19 protein-coding genes and 1 other RNA gene are annotated in these 19,928 nt (G+C 68.4%); 12 read left to right on the top strand and 8 right to left on the bottom strand.

The features are described 5' to 3' along the window. Positions 1–38 precede the first annotated feature (38 nt). The 7 genes from CXY76_RS02340 to CXY76_RS02310 all read left to right on the top strand — a co-directional run bounded on the left by CXY76_RS02340 (position 39) and on the right by CXY76_RS02310 (position 5,409). Entirely contained in the window at positions 39–1,757 is a 1,719-nt protein-coding gene (locus CXY76_RS02340) for a GAF domain-containing protein (protein ID WP_104162667.1), read from the top strand. Further along, positions 1,757–2,386: a response regulator transcription factor gene (locus tag CXY76_RS02335; RefSeq protein ID WP_104162666.1), complete on the top strand. Its 630-nt coding sequence runs from the start codon at positions 1,757–1,759 to the stop codon at positions 2,384–2,386. Before CXY76_RS02340 ends, CXY76_RS02335 begins: the two co-directional genes overlap by 1 nt. A gap of 7 nt (positions 2,387–2,393) precedes the next feature. Next, positions 2,394–2,897, top strand: coding sequence for a DUF427 domain-containing protein (locus CXY76_RS02330; protein ID WP_104162665.1), 504 nt, complete (start codon positions 2,394–2,396; stop codon positions 2,895–2,897). 50 nt (positions 2,898–2,947) lie between these two features. Next, positions 2,948–3,769, top strand: a complete 822-nt coding sequence (locus tag CXY76_RS02325; RefSeq protein ID WP_104162664.1) for a Nif3-like dinuclear metal center hexameric protein — start codon at positions 2,948–2,950, stop codon at positions 3,767–3,769. Positions 3,770–3,823: 54 nt separating this feature from the next. Further along, complete coding sequence (locus CXY76_RS02320) at positions 3,824–4,561, top strand: zinc ribbon domain-containing protein (protein WP_104162663.1); 738 nt, start codon at positions 3,824–3,826, stop codon at positions 4,559–4,561. A gap of 29 nt (positions 4,562–4,590) precedes the next feature. Then, an RNA gene (gene rnpB, locus CXY76_RS02315) (RNase P RNA component class A) lies at positions 4,591–4,963 on the top strand. A gap of 77 nt (positions 4,964–5,040) precedes the next feature. Further along, positions 5,041–5,409, top strand: coding sequence for a TIGR02611 family protein (locus CXY76_RS02310; protein WP_104162662.1), 369 nt, complete (start codon positions 5,041–5,043; stop codon positions 5,407–5,409). Positions 5,410–5,429: 20 nt separating this feature from the next. Here the strand turns inward: CXY76_RS02310 and ppgK are convergent, their stop codons facing one another. After that, entirely contained in the window at positions 5,430–6,215 is a 786-nt protein-coding gene (gene ppgK, locus CXY76_RS02305; RefSeq protein ID WP_104162661.1) for a polyphosphate--glucose phosphotransferase, read from the bottom strand. A 4-nt stretch (positions 6,216–6,219) separates the two neighbouring features. Continuing rightward, positions 6,220–7,098, bottom strand: coding sequence for a type I methionyl aminopeptidase (gene map, locus CXY76_RS02300; protein WP_104162660.1), 879 nt, complete (start codon positions 7,096–7,098; stop codon positions 6,220–6,222). A gap of 12 nt (positions 7,099–7,110) precedes the next feature. Here map and CXY76_RS02295 point away from each other — a divergent pair, with 12 nt between their 5' ends. Next, positions 7,111–7,299 carry an SPOR domain-containing protein gene (locus CXY76_RS02295; RefSeq protein ID WP_104162659.1) on the top strand — a complete coding sequence of 63 codons (189 nt, stop codon included), beginning with the start codon at positions 7,111–7,113 and terminating at the stop codon, positions 7,297–7,299. A 21-nt stretch (positions 7,300–7,320) separates the two neighbouring features. Here the strand turns inward: CXY76_RS02295 and panB are convergent, their stop codons facing one another. After that, complete coding sequence (gene panB, locus CXY76_RS02290) at positions 7,321–8,193, bottom strand: 3-methyl-2-oxobutanoate hydroxymethyltransferase (protein WP_104162658.1); 873 nt, start codon at positions 8,191–8,193, stop codon at positions 7,321–7,323. 115 nt (positions 8,194–8,308) lie between these two features. Here panB and glnA (CXY76_RS02285) point away from each other — a divergent pair, with 115 nt between their 5' ends. Further along, positions 8,309–9,646 carry a type I glutamate--ammonia ligase gene (gene glnA / locus CXY76_RS02285; RefSeq protein ID WP_104162657.1) on the top strand — a complete coding sequence of 446 codons (1,338 nt, stop codon included), beginning with the start codon at positions 8,309–8,311 and terminating at the stop codon, positions 9,644–9,646. Between the two features lie 26 nt (positions 9,647–9,672). Beyond that, positions 9,673–12,708 (top strand): bifunctional [glutamine synthetase] adenylyltransferase/[glutamine synthetase]-adenylyl-L-tyrosine phosphorylase, encoded by a 3,036-nt coding sequence (locus CXY76_RS02280; RefSeq protein WP_104162656.1) that lies wholly within the window; start codon positions 9,673–9,675, stop codon positions 12,706–12,708. 70 nt (positions 12,709–12,778) lie between these two features. Here the strand turns inward: CXY76_RS02280 and glnA (CXY76_RS02275) are convergent, their stop codons facing one another. Beyond that, positions 12,779–14,203 (bottom strand): type I glutamate--ammonia ligase, encoded by a 1,425-nt coding sequence (gene glnA / locus CXY76_RS02275; protein WP_104162655.1) that lies wholly within the window; start codon positions 14,201–14,203, stop codon positions 12,779–12,781. A 145-nt stretch (positions 14,204–14,348) separates the two neighbouring features. Here glnA (CXY76_RS02275) and CXY76_RS02270 point away from each other — a divergent pair, with 145 nt between their 5' ends. After that, entirely contained in the window at positions 14,349–14,792 is a 444-nt protein-coding gene (locus CXY76_RS02270; protein ID WP_104162654.1) for an RDD family protein, read from the top strand. A 66-nt stretch (positions 14,793–14,858) separates the two neighbouring features. Here the strand turns inward: CXY76_RS02270 and CXY76_RS02265 are convergent, their stop codons facing one another. From CXY76_RS02265 to lipB, 3 genes are read right to left on the bottom strand one after another with little or no spacing between them, the layout of a single operon-like run. Beyond that, positions 14,859–15,569, bottom strand: a complete 711-nt coding sequence (locus tag CXY76_RS02265) for a DUF4191 domain-containing protein (RefSeq protein WP_104162653.1) — start codon at positions 15,567–15,569, stop codon at positions 14,859–14,861. A 48-nt stretch (positions 15,570–15,617) separates the two neighbouring features. Next, entirely contained in the window at positions 15,618–16,604 is a 987-nt protein-coding gene (gene lipA, locus CXY76_RS02260; RefSeq protein WP_104162652.1) for a lipoyl synthase, read from the bottom strand. Continuing rightward, positions 16,601–17,236 carry a lipoyl(octanoyl) transferase LipB gene (gene lipB, locus CXY76_RS02255; RefSeq protein WP_104162651.1) on the bottom strand — a complete coding sequence of 212 codons (636 nt, stop codon included), beginning with the start codon at positions 17,234–17,236 and terminating at the stop codon, positions 16,601–16,603. Before lipB ends, lipA begins: the two co-directional genes overlap by 4 nt. Positions 17,237–17,340: 104 nt before the next feature. Between lipB and CXY76_RS02250 the strand changes: the two genes are divergently transcribed. Further along, complete coding sequence (locus CXY76_RS02250) at positions 17,341–18,909, top strand: hypothetical protein (RefSeq protein ID WP_104162650.1); 1,569 nt, start codon at positions 17,341–17,343, stop codon at positions 18,907–18,909. 22 nt (positions 18,910–18,931) lie between these two features. On the opposite strand, the gene sucB is transcribed toward CXY76_RS02250, so the two are convergent. Beyond that, a partial coding sequence (sucB, locus tag CXY76_RS02245) for a 2-oxoglutarate dehydrogenase, E2 component, dihydrolipoamide succinyltransferase (RefSeq protein ID WP_104162649.1) occupies positions 18,932–19,928 on the bottom strand: 997 nt, incomplete at its 5' end.

The following is a 19,928-nucleotide window of genomic DNA, read 5'->3' as shown; positions in this document are numbered from 1 at the left end:
CACTTTGGGCTAGCTCCGACCGAAAGGGGACGTAAGCCGTGACCGTTCCTGAGACCAGGCTTTCGTTTCCCGACGGGCCGCGATCAGCACTTGACCAGGCGCTGTCCGAACTCGTCCTGAACGCCCAGAAGGTGCTCGCCACCCAGGGGCGCCTGCGCAGCCTGCTCCAGGCCAGCCAGGCCGTCGTCGAAGAGCTCGACCTCGCCGCCGTGCTCCGCCGGATCGTGGACGTCGCCGTCGACCTCGTCGGAGCCCGCTACGGCGCTCTGGGAGTCATCGCACCCAACGGTAATCTGGAGCAGTTCATCCACGTCGGCATCCCGGACGAGCTGGCCGCGTCGATCGGTCAGCTACCCGCCGGGCACGGCCTACTGGGTGCCCTCATCGACGATCCACACGCCATCCGCCTGACCCACCTCGGCGAAGACTCCAGATCCTCCGGCTTTCCGGCGCACCACCCGCCGATGGACAGCTTCCTCGGCGTGCCCGTGCGGGTGCGCGGCGAGGTATACGGCAACCTCTACCTGTCCAACCAGATATCCGGTGCGTTCAGCGAAGAGGACGAGGAACTGCTCACGGCGCTGGCGGCGACGGCCGGCATTGCGATCGACAACGCCCGCCTCTTCGACGAGACCCGACGCCGGCAGCGCTGGTCAGCGGCCTCGGCCGAGATCAGCGCCGCCCTGCTCTCGGACCGGGCGGACGCCTCCCTCGAGCTCCTCGCCGACCGTTTCGCGTCGCTGGCCGACGCCGATCTTGTCTGCGTGGTCCTCGCCGCAGGCGAAAGCACGCTCATCGTCGACACCGCCAGGGGAAAGCTCGCCAAGCAGGTGAAGGGACTGGTCATCCCCTCGGCCGGAACCACCGTCGGGCGCGCCTTCGAAAGCGGTCAGCCGATCCTGACGGCCGACGGCGGAGCCAGCCTCGACCAGCCGGACGCCCAACTGGTGCTCGGCCCGACAATGGTGATCCCGCTGCTGGCCTCGGGCCGAACCCACGGTGTCATGACGGTGTCCCGGTCCGCCGGCCGCCCCCGTTTCACCACCTCCGACCTCGAGATGGCCGCAGACTTCGCCGGTCAGGCCAGTGTCGCCCTCGAGCTCGCCCGCGGCCGCTCCGCCGGCCAGAAACTCGCCCTGCTGGAAGACCGGAGCCGGATCGCGCGCGATCTGCACGACAACGTCATCCAGCGGGTGTTCGCCGCGGGCATCGGGTTGCAGGCCATCAGCGGGTCGGTCGACGACCCCCACGTCCGGGAGCGCATCATCGAGGAGGTCGTGGCGCTCGACGTCGCGATCGTCGAGATCCGCACCGCCATCTTCGCCCTGACCGCCGAGACCAGCCGGGACCGTGGCTCCATCCGTCACCGTGTCATCGACCTGCTCAGTGAGCTCGCGTCACTGTTCGACCAGACACCCCGCCTTGTCTTCACCGGCCCGATCGACCTGCTGACCCCACCGGAGATGTCCGACGACATCGCCGCGGTCATCAGGGAGGGGCTGATGAACGTGATCCGTCACGCTGAAGCCACCGAGACCGTTGTCAACCTCAGCGTCGCGGACGACCTCGTCGTCATCGAAGTCGTCGACAACGGCATCGGCGTCGTGGAATCCGACCGGCGCAGCGGACTCGCCAACCTCTCCGCCAGGGCCCAGCAGTGGGGCGGCGAGCTCGTGCTCGAGAACCGTGCCAGGGGCGGCAGCCGACTGCGCTGGAGCGCCCTCATCGAACCTGAACCTGTACGAAAGGAATCGTGATGATCCGAGTCTTCCTCGTGGATGACCACGAAGTCGTGCGCCGCGGAATTGCGGACATGATCAACGCCGAGCCCGACCTCGAGGTCGTCGGTGAGGCGTCAACGGCACGGCAGGCGGTAGCCAGGGTCGCGGCAACGGTACCTGACGTGGCGGTGCTCGACGTGCGGCTGCCCGACGGCAGCGGCATCGACGTGTGCCGCACCATCCGCTCGGCCAACCCGGTGGTGCAGTGCCTGATGCTCACCGCGTACGACGACGACGAGGCCAGCTATTCGGCTGTCCTCGCCGGCGCATCCGGTTACGTCCTCAAGGACATCCGCGGGCAGCACCTGGTCGAGTCCATTCGCCGGGTCGCCCGCGGCGAGTCCCTCGTGCAGAAGGCCGTCACCCGCAAGGTGGTCACGGAGCTCACCGGCACCGCCGCCGACTCGCCGGCCTCCAATCTCACCACCAGGGAGCGCCAGGTGCTGGAATTGATCGCGGAGGGACTGACGAACCGCCAGATCGGTGACCAGCTCGACCTGGCCGAGAAGACCGTGAAGAACTATGTGTCCGGCCTGCTCGCCAAGCTCGGCATGGCCAGGCGCACGCAAGCAGCCGTGTACGGCGCCGGGTTGCGCCCACGGTAGTTCTCCGATGAGCGCCACGAACCGGCACCCGGCGATCCCTGGCCCCGACCAGGAGTCGGTTTGGGACTATCCGCGCCCACCACGGGTGGAGCCGAGCCTGGAGCATGTGGTGCTTCGGTTCAACGGCACCGTCATCGCCGACACCAGGGACAGCGTGCGCGTGCTGGAGACCAGCCATCCGCCCACCTACTACCTGCCGAGGGACGCGTTCCTGCCCGGCGTGCTCAGCGCGGTCAACGGGCACAGCGTCTGCGAGTACAAGGGGGTGGCGTCTTACCTCAGCATCGTCGTCGGCGACCGACGGGCGGATGCGGTGGCCTGGCACTATCCCCATCCCGAGGCCGGCTTCGAAGCGCTGGCGGGCCGGGTTGCCGTCTACCCCGGCCGGCTCGACGAGTGCACGGTAGACGGTGAACTCGTGCGCGCTCAGCCGGGCGACTTTTACGGTGGGTGGATAACCGAGCGGATCATCGGCCCATTCAAGGGTGCGCCGGGCACACTCGGCTGGTGAGAGACGGCACGTCGCCCGGTGTGGCGGCCGGCGGCTAGTAGGCTGACAGGGTGTCATTCTCGCTCGCTGAAATCGCCCGGGTCTCCCACGACCTGTGGCCGCTGTCCGGCGCCGAGGACTGGGATGCGCCCGGTCTGATCAGTGGCGACCCTGCGAGGCAGGTGGATTCCATTCTGCTGGCCGTCGACGTCGTCTCCGAGACCGTCGCTGAGGCGATCACGTCCGGGGCCGGTCTGTTGCTCGCCCACCACCCGCTGCTGCTGCGCGGGGTGACCAGTGTGGCCGAGGACCGCTACAAGGGCGCCTTGCTCGCGCGGCTGATCCGTGCCGATTGTGCGCTTCTGGCCGCCCACACCAACGCCGACGTCGTCGAAGACGGCGTCTCCGATGTGATCGCCTCCCGCCTGGGCCTGGTCGACACGCGCCCGATCACGGATGGACTGGTCCCGGGCACGGGCATCGGCCGGGTCGGCCGTCTCCCGGAGCCCACGACGCTCGGTCTTCTCGCCCGCCGCCTGGCGGCGCTGATCCCCCCGACGGCGACGGGCGTGCGTGTGGCCGGCGGCTACGCGCAGCGGATCGAGACCGTGGCCCTGTGCGGGGGAGCCGGCGACTCGCTCCTGCGGGAACCTGCCGTGCGTTCCGCCGACGTGTTCATCACCTCCGACCTCCGGCATCACCCGGCGTCGGAGTCCAGGGAACAGTCGATCCTGGCGGGGGTTGGCCCCGCCCTCATCGACGTGTCACACTGGGCCAGCGAATGGCTCTGGCTGGACGTCGCCGCCTCGGCGCTGCGGCAGAGGCTGCCCGGCATCCGCATCGAGGTCAGCGACGTGCGGACCGACCCCTGGGACTTCGCCGTCACCCAGTGAGCCTGGCTCACCCCCCGTTCATTTCAACTCCATAATCATGAAGGTCAGGACATTGTGAAGGCATCTCCCACCGAGCAGAAGGAGCTTCTGCGGCTCCAGGCCCTCGACATCAAATTGCAGCAGGTCGAACACCAGGCCAAGGCCCTGCCGCAGCACGCCGAACTTGCCGAGCTGGGCCGCGGCCTCGATGCGTCCAAGACGGTCCTCACCGGCCGGGCCGGCGAGGTCGAAGACGCCCAGATCGAATTGCGCCGCATCGAGTCCGACGTCGAAGTGGTCGAAAAGCGCATAGCCCGCGATACCGACCGCGCCCAGCACACATCCTCGATGAAGGATGTGCACGCCCTGGAGAGCGAGCTCACCGCCCTGGGCGCGCGCCTGGCCGCGCTCGAGGAGATCGAACTCGCGGTGATGGAACGCCTCGAAGAGAAGGAAGCGGCCGTCGCCGAGACCGAAACCGAACGCGCCGCCGTCGCCAGCCGAGTCGCCGGGATCGAAGCAGACCGTGACGCGCTCCTGGTCGACCTGAACCGCCAGCTGGGCGAGCTGGCCCGGGACCGGATCGCGATCGTCTCCGCGATCGGCGAGGACCTGTCGGCGTTGTACGAGAAGCGGCGGGTGGCCGGCCGCGGCAACGCGGCGTCGCTGCTGCGCGCCCGCACCTGCAGCGGATGCACGATGACCCTGACCGGCAACGACCTCGAGGATGTCCGGGCGGCGCCCGCGGACGACATCGTCTTCTGCCCGGATTGCGGTGCCATCCTGGTCCGCACCGAGGAATCCGGCATCTAGCGCCGACTGCTGTAGGCTCGACGACGGAATGGGTCGACAAGACGGTCGCGTCATCCGGGCTTTTCGAAGCTCGCGATGCCGAGGAACGTCCGGGCTCCACAGGGCAGGACGGTGGGTAACACCCACCCGGGGCAACCCGCGAGACAGTGCCACAGAAAGTAGACCGCCACCGGCGCAAGCCGGCGGTAAGGGTGAAACGGTGGTGTAAGAGACCACCAGCGGCCAGGGTGACCTGGCCGGCTAGGTAAACCTCGTCCGGAGCAAGGTCGAACAGGAAACGCCAAGGCGGCTCGCCGAGTTTCCGGGTAGACCGCTAGAGGGCTGCGGCAACGTAGTCCCGAGATAGATGGCCGTCCATGGTGAAAACCGGGACAAAACCCGGCGTAATAGTCGGCCCATTCCCCCGTCGAACCTGTGAGTTGTGCAGGACGCTCCGCGGGAGGTGGCGCATTCCCAGCCTGCGCTCCTACGCTGGGGCCATGAGCACACCCGTGTCCCCGTCCGATGCCAGCGTCACGCACCGCCCGGCCACGTCCTCGTCGGGCTTCTGGGGGCGGTTCCGGGCGCTGCTCGGCCGTTCCCGGACCTGGATCCACCGCCACCCGCGCCTGCGGGCGCCGTACCGGCTGCTCGTCGCCCTCGCCGGGCTGACGGTCATCGTCGTCGGCCTCATCCTGGTGCCGCTACCGGGACCCGGCTGGCTGATCGTCTTCGTCGGCGTCGCCACCCTCGGCACCGAGTTCCCCGCCGCGCACAGGCTCACCAGGGTCGTCCGACGCCTGGCCCACCGGGTGCGACTCTGGTGGCAGGCGCGTCGGCAACGCCAGAGCGCCCGGGCGTACAGCTAGGCGGGGTCAGCTAGGCGGGGTCAGCTCGGCGGGGTCAGCTCGGCGGAGACCGGCGCGTTCTTGACCGCCAGGGCGGCCGCGCCGAGGATGCCGGCGTTGTTTCGGTGCACGGCCGGGATGATCCGGGTGTTCAGGTGCAACAGGGGAAGGAAGTTCTCGTGGTGCTTCGACACACCACCGCCGACGATGAACAGGTCCGGCGTGAACAGGGACTCCAGCTTGGAGTAGTACTTCTGCAGGCGTGACGCCCACTTCTCCCAGCTGAGGTTGTCGCGTTCCTTGGCCGAGAAGGCCGCGCGGGTCTCGTAGTCCACGCCGTCGATCTCCAGATGGCCGAACTCGGTGTTGGGTACGAGAGCCCCGTCGTTGATCAGGGCGGTGCCGATGCCGGTGCCCAGCGTGGTGAGCAGGACGACGCCGTCGACGCCCTTGGCCGCGCCGAATGTCGACTCCGCGTATCCGGCCGCGTCAGCGTCGTTCACGAAATGGATGGGCACGCCCAGACCCTTCTCGAAGAGCTTCTCCGCGGCGAGACCGATCCACTTGTCGGACACATTGGCCGCGGACATCGTGTGACCGTGCTTGACGACAGCGGGGAAGCACACTCCGATGGGCACATCACCCGTTCCAGCCGACACCGTCGCCAGGAGCTGGCGGGTGGTCTCGATGATGTCCTGGGGACGGCCGCCCTTGGGGGTGGGCAGCTTCACACGGTCCGAGAGCAGCGCCCCGGTGGACAGGTCCACGACAGCCCCCTTGATGCCGGTTCCGCCGATGTCGATGCCGATGGCAATGGGTGAACTCATGCTGTCAATCTACCGGCTGCGGTAGCGTCAGGATTTCGGCGCCGCGTTCGGTGACCACCAGCGTGTGCTCGAATTGTGCGGTGATGCTGCGATCGCGGGTCAGAACCGTCCAGTCATCCGCCCACATGTCCCAGTCACTGGTTCCGAGGGTCAGCATCGGTTCGATAGTGAACACCATGCCGACCTCCATGACGGTGTCGTACTGCGGTGCGGAGTCGTAGTGCGGGATGATCAGGCCCGAATGGAACGCGTCGCCCACCCCGTGACCGGTGAAGTCGCGAACGACGCCGTAGCCGAACCGCTTGGCGTACGACTCGATGGTGCGCCCGATCACGTTCACCTGCCGGCCGGGTGCGACGGCCTTGATCCCACGCGCCAGGGCCTCCCGGGTGCGGTCGACGAGCTGGGTGACCTCCTCGGTGGCCTCGCCGACGATGAAGGTGACGTTCGAATCGCCGTGCACCCCGTTCTTGTAGGCGGTGATGTCGATGTTGACGATGTCACCGTTTTCGAGCACGGTGTCGTCGGGAATTCCGTGGCAGATGACCTCATTGACCGAGGAGCACAGCGACTTCGGGTAGCCGCGGTAGCCGAGCGTCGACGGGTACGCGTCGTTTCGGATCAGGAACTCGTGTCCGACCCTGTCGAGTTCCTCGGTGGTGACCCCGGGGCGCACGGCCCGCCCGACCGCCTGGATCGCGTTCGCGGCGATGCGGCCTGACTCCCGGATCAGCGCGATGCGTTCGGGGGAGTAGACATCCGATCCGGTGAACCGGGCCGGCGCGGTGTGCCCGACATACTCGGGCCGAACGATGTGGGCGGGAACGGAGCGGTGGCTGGACACGGCTCCCGGAATGAGGTGACCGATTGAATCCTTAGGCATAGGATCAACCTTATGGCCGAAGATGCTGATCACCAGTTCTGGTACAACATGCGCACCGGCGCCGTCGAGAAGGGCATGCTGTCGCCGTCCGTCGACCGGGTAGGCCCGTTCTCGACGTTCGAGGAGGCGACACACGCGCTCGACAAGCTCCGCGCCAACAGCGCCAAGTGGGCTGAGGACGACGAGGCCGAGGACCGCTAGGCCCGCGAGTTCCGGCTGCGCCTACTCGTAGCTGTGCTCAGGGCCAGGATAGGCGCCGGTATCGACGTCGTCCTTGAAGGCGCGCACCGCATCGGTGAGCACGGAACGCATGTTCGCGTACTGGCGCACGAACCGTGGCACTCGACCCTCGGTCATGCCCGCGAAATCCGTCCAGACCATGAGCTGGCCGTCGACACCGGGTCCAGCGCCGACCCCGATGGTGGGGATCTCCAGACGTTCGGTGACCTCGGCGGCGACGGCTGACGGCACCATCTCCAGGACGACGGCGAAGGCGCCGGCGTCCTGCACCGCGAGGGCGTCGGCGATCAGCTGATCCGCGCCGGCGCCGCGTCCCTGGATCATGTGCCCGCCCAAACCGTGTTCGCTCTGCGGGGTGAAGCCGATGTGCGCCATGACCGGGATGCCCGCCGAGACGATGCGGGAAATCTGCTTGCGGCTGCGCACCCCGCCCTCGAGTTTCACAGCGTGGGCCTGGGCCTCTTTCATGAAACGCACCGCGGTGCGCAGCGCGTCAGACGGGCCGGTCTCGTAGCTGCCGAACGGCATGTCGGCCACGACGAGTGCCCGGGTCACGGCCCTGGCCACGGCACGCGTCAGCGGGATCAGCTCGTCGACGGTGACGGGCAGGGTGGTCTCGTAACCGAAGACGTTGTTCCCGGCGGAATCCCCGACCAGCAGGAAGTCGATGCCGGCCTGATCGAAAATCCGGGCGGTCATCATGTCGTAGCTGGTCAGGCCCGTGATCGGGATCCCCTGCTGCTTCGCGTTCTGAAAATGCCTGGTGCGCACGCGCTTGGGTCCTGCGGTGGCACTGACGTATGGATTCTGCACCTCGACGGCGTTGGCGGCGTCGGGCGTGGGGATCTCTGGCATGTGCCCAAGTGTACTCAGCGGTCGATTCCGACCGTCATTCGCACCCGCGATCAGCCGGTTTTCGCCCGCGCGCCGCCGGCAGCCGGTAGCCTAGGGGCAACAAGAAAGGGCGTGGATGGACAAGCAGCGCGACTTCGTTCTTCGGACCATCGAGGAACGGGGCATCAAGTTCATTCGACTGTGGTTCACCGATGTGGTCGGCACCCTCAAGTCGGTCGCCATCGCGCCGGCCGAGGTGGAGGGTGCGTTCGCGGAGGGACTGGGCTTTGACGGGTCAGCGATCGAGGGCCTGACGCGCTCGTTCGAGGCCGACGTGCTGGCCCACCCGGACCCCACCACCTTCCAGATCCTGCCGTGGCGGGGCGAAATCGACCCCACCGCCCGCATGTTCTGCGACATCACCACCCCGGATGGGCAGCCCGCCGTCGCCGACCCCCGGAACGTGCTCAAGCGCACCCTGGCGAAGGCGGCCGAACGCGGCTTCACGTTCTACACGCACCCGGAGATCGAGTTCTACCTCCTCAAGTCGTCCAAGTTCGGGAAGAACGGGCCGGTCCCGGTCGATTCGGCCGGGTACTTCGACAACGTCCCCGGCGGAACGGCGCACGACTTCCGGCGCCGGTCGGTGCGGATGCTCGAGGACCTCGGCATCTCGGTGGAGTTCAGTCACCACGAGGCAGGCCCCGGTCAGAACGAGATCGACCTGCGTTACGCGGATGCCCTCACCACCGCCGACAACATCATGACCTTCCGCACCGTCATCAAGGAGGTGGCGATCGAGCAGGGCGTCTACGCGACGTTCATGCCCAAGCCGCTCTCCGACCAGCCGGGCTCGGGAATGCACACCCACCTCTCCCTCTTCGAGGGCGACACCAACGCGTTCTACGAGGCCGGAGCGCAGTACCAGCTGTCGACGACGGGGCGCCAATTCATCGCCGGACTGCTGCGCCACGCGCCGGAGATCACGGCCGTGACCAACCAGTTCGTGAACTCGTACAAGCGGCTGTGGGGCGGCGACGAGGCCCCCAGCTTCGTGTGCTGGGGCCACAACAACCGGTCCGCGTTGATTCGTGTTCCGCTCTACAAGCCCAACAAGGGCCAGAGCTCACGCATCGAGTACCGGGCGATCGACTCGGCGGCCAATCCGTATCTCGCGTACTCGCTGATGCTCGCCGCCGGTCTCAAAGGCATCGAGGAGGGCTACGAGCTTCCGCCGGAGGCCGAGGACAACGTGTGGGCGCTCAGCGACACCGAGCGTCGCGCGCTCGGCTACCACCAGCTGCCCGCCAGCCTCGACCATGCCATCCAGTACATGGAGGAGTCCGAGCTGGTCGCCGAGACGCTGGGGGAGCACGTGTTCAACTACGTGCTGCTGAACAAGCGTCAGGAATGGCGCGAGTACCGCTCGCAGGTCACCCCGTTCGAACTCAATAAGAACCTCGAGATGCTCTAGGGGCTCGCCTCAGACAGGTACAGGACATGGCGAGAGAACAGCTGACCCTGACGGACCTCGCTCGGGTGGGCTTCGCCGATCTCGGCGAGGCCCGCGCGCGTCTCGACGAGGTCGGTGAACTCGGCGGGCCGGACCCGTCGGACCTGTTCCCGTTGCTCTCGCGGGCGGCGAATCCCGATGCGGCCCTGTTCGCCGTGCTGTCGCTGGTGCGTCAGGCCCCGGCCGAGTTCGTGGCTCTCCGGCGCCATCCCGGCGCTCTGCAGCGCCTGGTGCTGGTGACCGGGGCCTCGACAGGGTTGACCGATTTCTTCCTCCGGCACCCGGCGGAACTCGCGGTGCTGCACGAGAAGACCACCGCCGTGGCCGGCCTCCGCGAACTGACCGACGACCTGCTCGACGCCGTGCAGTCGACAGGGGGCTTCGCCGAACTCGTCGACGACGAGGGCTGGGTGGCCCTGCGGGTGCGGTACCGCCGCCGCCTCGCCGAACTGGCGGCCTTCGACCTCGAACAGGCCGACCCCGTGGCCGGACTCGACCGGATCGCCAGGACCCTGGCGCACCTGGCCGCGGCGGCGCTGGAAGCGTCCCTCGCGGTCGCGAGGGGCATGTGCAGCGGCACCGTGGCTGCGCACGGCATCTATCCGGTCGACGAGGTGCGCCTGACCAGGCTCGCCGTGATCGGAATGGGCAAGGCGGGGGCGGGGGAGTTGAACTACGTCAGCGACGTTGACGTCATCTTCGTCGCGGAGGGCAACGATGACGCCGGCCTCAGCGCCGCCAGGGCGGTGGACATCGCCACCAGGCTTGCGGTCCTGATGATGCGCGGGCTCAACCAGCCCAGCATGGAGCCCGAATTGTGGGAGGTCGATCCCAACCTGCGCCCGGAGGGCAAGTCCGGAGCCTTGGTGCGCTCCCTGGAGTCCCACATCGCCTACTACGACCGCTGGGCCAAGAGCTGGGAGTTCCAGGCGCTGCTGAAGGCGCACCCCCTGGCCGGCGACCTGGAGCTCGGCTCCCGTTACGTCGCCGCGGTGGCCCCCAAGGTGTGGACCAGTGCCAGCCGGGAGAACTTCGTCGACTCCGTGCAGCGGATGCGCGAACGGGTCACGAGCAACATCCCCGCCGACGAGGTCGCCGTGCAACTGAAGTTGGGCCCCGGCGGTCTGCGAGACATTGAATTCACCGTCCAGCTGCTTCAGCTCGTGCACGGCCAGACCGACCCCGACATCCGGCAACCGGGCACGCTGCCGGCCCTGGCCGCCCTGGCCGATGCCGGCTATGTCGGCCGCGCCGAAGCCGCCGAGTTCGCCCAGGACTACCGGATGCTGCGCCTGATGGAGCACCGGCTGCAGCTGGACCGGCTGCGCCGCACCCACCTGCTGCCCCGGGACGAGTCCGGGCTGCGGGTCCTGGCGCGGGCGACGGGCCTGGCGACGAGTGCAGCAGCGCTGATGACCCGGTGGGAGGCCACCAAACACCGGGTGCGTGGCCTGCACGAACGGTTGTTCTACCGGCCGCTGCTCTCCGCGGTCGCCGCCCTGCCCGCGGAGGGCCTGAACCTCACCAGTGCGCAGGCCGAGGCCCGGCTGGCCGCGATCGGCTTCCGGAACACGACGGGTGCCCTGGCCCACATCGCCGCTCTGACCAGCGGTGTGTCCCGGCGGGCGACCATCCAGCAGCACCTGTTGCCGGTGCTGCTGCAGTGGCTGTCCGACGGTGCCGACCCCGACTACGGGCTGCTGGCCTTCCGTCGGCTGAGCGACAGCCTCGGTTCCACGTACTGGTTCCTGCGGATGCTCCGGGACTCGTCGGGGGCCGCTGAACGGCTCACCCGGGTGCTCTCGGCGTCGCGATACGTCGGCGAACTCCTGGAGACCATTCCCGAGGCCGTCGCCTGGCTGGAACACGACAACGACCTGCGCCCCCGCCCGCTCGGCGTGTTGCAGGACGAGGCCCGCGCCGTCCTGGCCAGGCACGGCAGCCCCGACGCCGCCGCGTCGGTGCTCCGCACCAGCCGGCGACGCGAGATGCTTCGCCTGGCGCTGTCGGCCATCCTCGGTCGCATCAGCATCGACGAGCTGGCCGCGGGTCTGACGGATATCTCCACGGTCATCATCCAGGGTGTCCTGGGCGCCATCCGTGGCGCCGGCCTCACCGGTGACGACGGCCCGCTCGCTCCGGACGGCATCGAATTCGCCGTGATCGCCATGGGCCGCTTCGGGGGAGCCGAACTCGGGTTCGGCTCCGACGCCGACGTCATGTATGTCTTTCGGCCCGCGGCCCTCGAGGGCGGCGCGGCCCACGACCGGGCGACCTTCATCGTGCGGGAACTGAACCGGCTCACCGAGGACAACCGGCTGCCGTTCGACCTGGACATCGGCCTGCGCCCCGAGGGCAAGAACGGCGCTGTGGTGCGGTCCATCGACTCGTACCAGGCCTACTACCGCCGGTGGTCGCTGACCTGGGAGGCCCAGGCGCTGCTGCGCGCCCGTGGCGTCGCGGGAGAACCTGCGCTCCTGGCGGCCTTCCACACCGTGATGGACACCGTGCGGTATCCGGAACAGATCAGCGACCAGGACGTCCGCGAGATCAAGCGCATCAAGGCCCGCGTCGAGAACGAACGCCTCCCGCAGGGGGCCGACCCGAACCGGCACCTCAAGCTGGGTCGCGGTTCGCTCAGCGATGTGGAGTGGTTCGTGCAGTTGCTGCAGCTGCAGCACGCCGCGAGCGTCCCCGCCCTGCGCACGACGTCGACTCTCGAAGCGCTCGAGGAGGCCACCCGCGCCGGCTTGGTCTCCGGACCGGATGCCGCCGTCCTCCGCGCCGCGTGGCTGTTCGCCTCGCGCTGCCGATCGGCGATCACGCTGTGGACGAACAAGACCGCGGATGTGCTGCCCACCGACAGGATGCAGCTGGACGGCGTCGCCCGCATGATGGAGTATCCGCCGGGCTCGGCCAACCAGCTCGAGGAAGACTACCTGGCGGTGACCCGGCGTGCCCGTGCGGTCTTCGAGCGCAGGTTCTACGGACCGGTCGACCGGCCGGGGCCGTTCTCCGGCTGACCGAGACGCCGTCAACGACGAAGGGGCCGCAACCTGACGGTTGCGGCCCCTTCATCGTGCACGTGGGAGATTAGACCCCGTAGTACAGTTCGAACTCGAACGGGTGCGGGCGCTGCGCGAGGGGCTTGATTTCCTTCTCGCGCTTGTAGTCGATCCAGGTCTCGATGAGCTCGGGGGTGAAGACGTTGCCGGCGAGCAGGAAGTCGTGGTCGGCCTCCAGCGCCTGCAGGGCCTCTTCCAGAGACGCGGGAACCTGGGGGATGTTCTTCGCCTCTTCCGGGGGCAGCTCGTAGAGGTCCTTGTCGACCGGCTCGTGCGGTTCGATGCGGTTCTTGATGCCGTCCAGGCCGGCCATCAGCTGCGCGGCGAAGGCGAGGTAAGGGTTGCCTGAGGCATCGGGGGCGCGGAACTCGAGGCGCTTGGCCTTGGGGTTGGTGCCGGTGATCGGGATGCGGATCGACGCGGAGCGGTTACCGGCCGAGTAGACCAGGTTGACCGGTGCTTCGAAGCCCGGCACCAGGCGGTGGTACGAGTTGACCGTCGGGTTGGTGAAGGCGAGTACGGCCGGGGCGTGCTTGAGCAGGCCACCGATGTACCAGCGCGCCACGTCGGAGAGGCCGCCGTAGCCGGCCTCGTCGTAGAACAGCGGCTTGCCGTCGGCCCAGAGGGACTGGTGGGTGTGCATGCCGGAGCCGTTGTCGCCGAAGAGCGGCTTGGGCATGAACGTGGCGGTCTTGCCCCACTCGTGTGCGGTGTTCTTGACGATGTACTTGAACTTCAGCAGGTCGTCGGCCGCGTGCACCATGGTGTCGAACTTGTAGTTGATCTCGCCCTGGCCGCCGGTGCCCACCTCGTGGTGGCTGCGTTCGAGGATGAGGCCGGCGTCCATCAGCTTGAGGCAGATGTCGTCGCGCATGTCGGCGTGCTGGTCGACCGGGCTGACCGGGAAGTAGCCGCCCTTGAAGGGGGTCTTGTTGGCGAGGTTGCCGCCCTCTTCCTTGCGGCCGGAGTTCCAGGCGCCCTCGCTGGAGTCGACGGAGTAGAAGCTGGTGTGCTGGTTGACCTCGTAGCGCACGTCGTCGAAGATGTAGAACTCGGCCTCCGAGCCGAAGAACGCGGTGTCGCCGATGCCGGTGGAGGCGAGGTACTTCTCGGCCTTCTTGGCGACCTGACGCGGGTCCTTGGAGTAGATCTCGCCGTTGCGGGGGTTGTAGATGTCGAACAGCATGATCAGGGTGCGCTCGGCGCGGAACGCGTCGATGTACGCGGTGGTGACGTCGGGGATGAGCTGCATGTCGGATTCGTGGATCGACGCGAAGCCGCGGATCGACGAGCCGTCGAACATCTGGCCGACGGTGAAGAAGTCCTCGTCAACGGTCGACGCGGGGATGTTGAAGTGCTGCTGCACACCCGGCAGGTCGGTAAAGCGGAGGTCAAGGAACTTGACATCGGTGTCCTTGATGAACGAGAGCACTTCGGACGAATCGCGGAACATGCGGGTTGACTCCAAACGACGTAGGCGTGGGTGACTAGAAATGTCGCACACTGCGGCTTCCCCGACACTATTACGGACGGGTTACTTGAGAATGACGCTTATGTTTCCTCCATGTTACAGAGGGCGCGGTCGGTAAACTGATCCGGTGAATTCGACGCCTCCAAGACCCACCACCTTCGGGCAGCTGCCGCCCAGTACCTGGCCGGGGGAGCGGCTCGGCCTGCCGCGGACCGGCCCGCACTCCGTGGGGCGAGTCGGCCGGCGCATAGCGGCGCTGGCCATCGACTGGGCCATCGCCGTGGCCCTGACCTGTCTGATCTGGGGGTACACCTGGCTCAACTACGACGGTTTCGTGGTCCTGCTGGTCTTCGTGGGCCTGCAGGCCGTGCAGATCGCCGCGTTCGGTTGGAGCATCGGCCACCGCCTGCTCGGCCTGCGCGTGATCGCCCTCACCGGTGGCCGTGCGGGCGTGTGGCGCCCGGTGGTGCGGTCGGCGCTCCTGGGCCTGGCCATTCCCGCCCTGGTGTGGGACTCGGACCAGCGTGGCTTCCACGACAAGGTCGCCGGCACGGTTCTGATCAGGCGCTAGTCTCCGGCACACACAGAAGGGCACGGGGGTGACCCCGTGCCCTTCTGTGTCGCTGGATGCGTCTGGCTAGTTGCCGCGCTGCGGCCGGGCCTTGGTGGGGTCGACACCCTTGGGAATCGGCAGCTTCTTGGTCATGGAGTTGAGGCGGTTGTTCACCGCGAGCACTTCGGCCTTAGTGAGGGTCGGCTTGATCTTGGTCAGCCGCCGGGCGAGCTTGTGCAGCGGAACGGCATCGGCGTCGGGGCCCACGGCGATGACGGTGACCGCGACGTTGCCGCCGACCTTGGCCACCGAACGCTTTTCCTCGTCCAGCATCCGGGCGGTGCGGGTGCGCGGCCCCTCGCTGATGAGCACGACTCCACCGCGGCCGACGGCGCGGTAGACGGCGTCCTGGGTCTTACCGTTGACGGCGACGGGCATCTCGCTGCCCACCCAGCCTCGCTTGAGCGAACTGCGCAGAACGGCGCCGACGGCGCCGGGCTGGCCCTCGATCTGCGAGTAGGCAGCCTTTTCGGCGCGCCTGCCCAGGATGATCAGCATCGCCAGGACACCACCGAGTACGCCGGCCACGATCCAGAGGGCGATCGTGAATCCGTTGTCGGGGGTCAGCAGCAGCGCGAAGGCCAGGCCGATAACGACGGGAACCAGGAAACCCAGGATCATGAACAGAACGATGTTCGAGTCGTATCGCCGGGTCATCTGGAAGACCTGCCACATTTGCTTCAGGCGGCCAGGTTCTTTGGGGGTGCGGGGACTCTTGTCCTTGCTTCGTGCCATGGTTCTAAGACTACCCAGTCGGTCGATATGCGTGGAACGGATTTAGGGTCAAACGGCCTGACTGAAGCCCAGGGTCGCGTCGGCGAGGTGCTGCAGGTGAGCGGGCACCGGGCGTCCGGTGGCCAGCATCGACTGCGCCCACAGCCGGCCGGCCCGGTACGAGGAGCGCACCAACGGGCCGGCGAGAACCCCGAGGAAGCCGATCTGCTCGGCTTCTGCCTTGAGTTCGACGAATTCCTCCGGCCGCACCCACCTGGCCACCGGAAGGTGCCGGGGGCTCGGCCGCAGGTACTGCGTGATGGTGATGATGTCGGTCCCGGCGTCGTGCAAGTCCTGCAGCGCCTGGGACACCTCGGCGCGTTCCTCGCCCATGCCCAGGATCAGGTTCGACTTGGTGATCAGCCCCGCGGCGCGTCCCTGGCTCAGCACGTCGAGGGATCTGTCGTAGCGGAAGGCGGGGCGGATGCGTTTGAAGATCCGCGGGACCGTTTCGACGTTGTGTGCGAAGACCTCGGGGCGAGCGGAGAACACCTCGGCCAGGTGAATCGGGTTGCCCGTGAAATCCGGTACGAGGATTTCGACTCCGGTCCCCGGGCTCTGCTGGTGGATCTGCCGGATCGTCTCGGCGTACAGCCAGGCGCCCTCGTCGGGCAGGTCATCGCGGGCGACCCCGGTCACCGTCGCGTAACGCAGGTTCATCGCCACAACTGACTCGGCGACCCGGCGCGGTTCGTCGGTGTCGTAGTCGGCGGGCTTGCCCGTGTCGATCTGACAGAAGTCACAACGCCGGGTGCACTGGGAGCCGCCGATGAGGAAGGTCGCCTCACGGTCTTCCCAGCATTCGTAGATGTTCGGGCAGGCGGCCTCCTGGCACACCGTGTGCAGGTTCTCGCTTTTCACCAGCTCCTGCAGTTGGCGGTATTCGGGACCCATCCTGGCCCGGGTCTTGATCCAGTCGGGCTTACGTTCGATGGGTGTCTCGGCGTTGCGGATTTCCAGCCGCAGCATCCGGCGTCCCTCGGGCGCGGCGGTCATGCGGGCACCGCCAACCGGGTGCGGAGATGGGTCGTGATGGACTCGACGACGTCTTCGGTGCGGACCTCTCGGCCGAGCACGCGGGACATTGTGGTGACGCCGGCGTCGGCGATTCCGCAGGCGACGATGCGGTCGTACGGTTCGAGTGAGTTGTTGCAGTTGAGTGCGAAGCCGTGCATGGTCACGCCGTCGGCGACCCGGATGCCGATGGCGGCGATCTTGTCCTCCGCCCCAACGGGTCCGACCCAGACGCCGCTGCGGCCCCGCACCCGTCTGCCGTCGATGCCGAAATCGGCGAGGGCCTCAATGAGGATGTCCTCGAGCAGGCGCACATAGCCCACCACATCGATCGGTTCGGGCAGGCGCAGGATCGGGTAGCCGATCAGCTGCCCTGGACCGTGCCAGGTGATCCGGCCGCCGCGGTCGACGTCCACGACCGGGGTGCCGTCGGTGGGACGGTCCTCCGGTTGGGTGCGTTTGCCGGCCGTGTAGACGGCGGGGTGTTCGAGGAGCAGGACGGTGTTCGGTCGTTGACCGGACACCACCGTGCGATGGACGGCGCGCTGGAGCTCAAGGCCCTCGAAATACGGCACGGAGTTGGCGCTTAGCCCCGCGACGACAAAGTCGAGCATTCAGCAAGTCTAGGGGTCTCCTCCCCAGCCTGAGGACCGCCCGGGTTTCCGCCAGATTCGCATCAGGGAGACGCCGCAGCCGGCCGGCGCGGCACGGTGGAGAGATGGAGCACACGCAGATTCCCGCCCGGGAGGAAAGCCTGGCCGGGTTCCGGCTGGTACGCCGGATCGGTACCGGGAGCCGGTCGATCATCTACCTCGGCCAGGCGACCGGTGAGCAGGGCCACCCCCTGACCGCGGCGCTGAAGGTGTTCAGGCTCGACGCAGACAGGCCGGCCCTTGACCGGCAGGTGCGCGCCATGCTCACGCTGCCGCCGGCGATACTCGCGCCCCTGCGGGACGTGGCGACGGCGCCCGACGGCCGGCTCTGCCTCGTGCTGGAGCGCCTGACCGGATCGTCGTTGGACCGGCTACTCGCCGAGCGGGGCGCCCTCGGTGCGGGCGAGGTCGTCACAATCGCGGCGACGATCACGACAGCACTGCAGGCATTGCACGACGCCGGATTCAGCCATTCCATGATCGGACCTGCCTGCGTGCGATTCGACGGCAGCGGCCGACCGGTGCTCCTCGGGCTGGGCGCGCTGGAGGAGCTGCCGGCCGGGGGAGCCGGGGTCGCGCGCCGGCGGGATGACCTCGTGCGGCTGGCGGGCTGTGTCAGAGCCGTCCTCGACCATCTGGACCCTCATGCGGCCCAGGCGGAGACCGCGGCGTCGGTGTTGGCCGAGTACGAGGCCGCGGCCACGGCGAGGCCCGTTCCGACGGACCTGACCGGTGTGGAGTCGGTCCTGTTCGACTGGTCGCCGGCGACGGCAGTCCGCGGTGCGGTGCCGGGCTCCTCGCCGGCAGAGTCGGACGGACCGGAGGAGCACCCTGGCCGGGCCGCAGCGGGAAGCCTGTTGACGCGACCGGCCCGGCCTGCGCGGGGTGCTGAGCCGGCCACCCGGGGCCAGGCGCGATTGCCGAACGCCCAGCGCAGAAGCCCGGCGAACCCGTTGGGAGCGCTGGGCCGGCTGACGCCACGCTGGCACGCGTGGGGGCAGGCGCTGCTGCAACGCCGGGTCGGCCGGGACGGGTTTCGGGCCGGTCCGGCAGCGGCTGCCGGTTCCCGCGCGCCGCGGAGAGCGATGCGGCCCGTCATGGCCGGCGTCTGCCTGGCGGTTGTGCTGGCCGCCGGCGGTCTCGCGGCGCTGTCCTGGGCCGAGTCCCCAGGTGCCGCCGGGGACTCCGGCGACCGGCCGGACACCGCGCCGCAGGCATCGTCACCCGGCGCCGAGACACCCTCGGGGCACGGCGACGACGGATCAGCCGCGACCCTCGTCGCCGACGATCCGGCGGCGGCGGCCCTGGCTCTGCTTGAGCTGCGCGAGGGGTGCCTGGCCCAGGCCTCGGTGCTGTGCCTCGATGGGGTCGACCAGGCCGGTTCCGTGGCCATGGCCGCCGACTCCTATCGGGTGCAGCAGACGGAACCGAGCGCCGGCGGGCCGGCTGCCGACGGGGCGCCCGGGCCGGGCAGGGCGGCAGGTTTCACGGCCACAGTGCAGGAGCGCCGGGGCAACGCGGCGCTGATAGTTCTGACGCCGGTGGCGGGTGGGCCCGCCAACACACAACCGGCCTCGGCCCTGGTGATCAAGGGCGAGGCCGGCTGGCGGTTACGCGAACTCTTCGACTACTGACCCGTCGGACGGGTCGGGGAAACTAGATTCCGAGGTTCGCCTCGAATGCGCCGGCTTCCAGGCGTGCCTTCATGGTGGTGAGGAAGCGCGAGGCGTCCGCTCCATCGATGATGCGGTGGTCGTAGGACAGCGCCAGGAACACCGTCGAACGAATGGCGATGGAGTCCAGGCCCTTGTCGGTCACGACGACCGGCTTCTTGTAGACGACGCCGGTGCCCAGAATGGCGCTCTGCGGCAGGAAGACCACCGGGGTGTCGAACAGCGCGCCGCGCGAACCCGTGTTGGTGAGGGTGAACGTGCCACCGGACAGCTCGTCGGGCTTGAGCTTGTTGTCGCGGGTGCGGGCGGCCAGGTCGGCGATCTGGGCGGCGAAACCGGCCAGGTCGAGGTCACCGGCGTCGCGGATGACGGGAGTCAGCAGTCCGCGTTCGGTGTCCACGGCGATGCTCATGTTCTCCTGGCCCGGGTACACGATCGACGTGCCGTCGACGGTCGCGTTGATGATCGGGTTCGCCTTCAACGCCTCGGCCGCGGCCAGGGCGAAGAACGGCAGGAAGGAGAGCTTGTTGCCGGTCTTCTCGTGGAAGGAGACCTTGACCTTGTCGCGGAGCATGGCGACGCGGGTGACGTCAACCTCCACGACGGTGGTGAGCTGTGCCGTCTGCTGCATCGACGCGACCGCGCGCTCGGCGACGACCTTGCGCAGGCGCGACATCGGCACGGTGGTTCCGCGCAGCGGCGACACCTCGACCTCGGCGGCGGCCGGAGTGGCGGGCGCGGCCGTGGCGGTGGCGGAGATGATGTCCTGCTTGCGGATGCGTCCGCCGACACCGGTGCCGGTGATGGTGGACAGGTCAACGCCGGCCTCGTTCGCGAGCTTGCGAACGATGGGCGTGACGTAGCCGCTGGTGCCGGAGTGGGCGCCGCGGGTCGGCTCGGCGGCGGGTGCTGCCGGGGCCGGTGCTGCGGGTGCGGCAGCGGGGGCCGCTGCCACCGGGGCGGGTGCTGCCGGGGCGGGT

The organism is Cryobacterium sp. N22 (genome assembly GCF_002929555.1).
GTDB lineage: Bacteria > Actinomycetota > Actinomycetes > Actinomycetales > Microbacteriaceae > Cryobacterium.
This window is presented reverse-complemented; position numbering and strand designations above follow the sequence as displayed.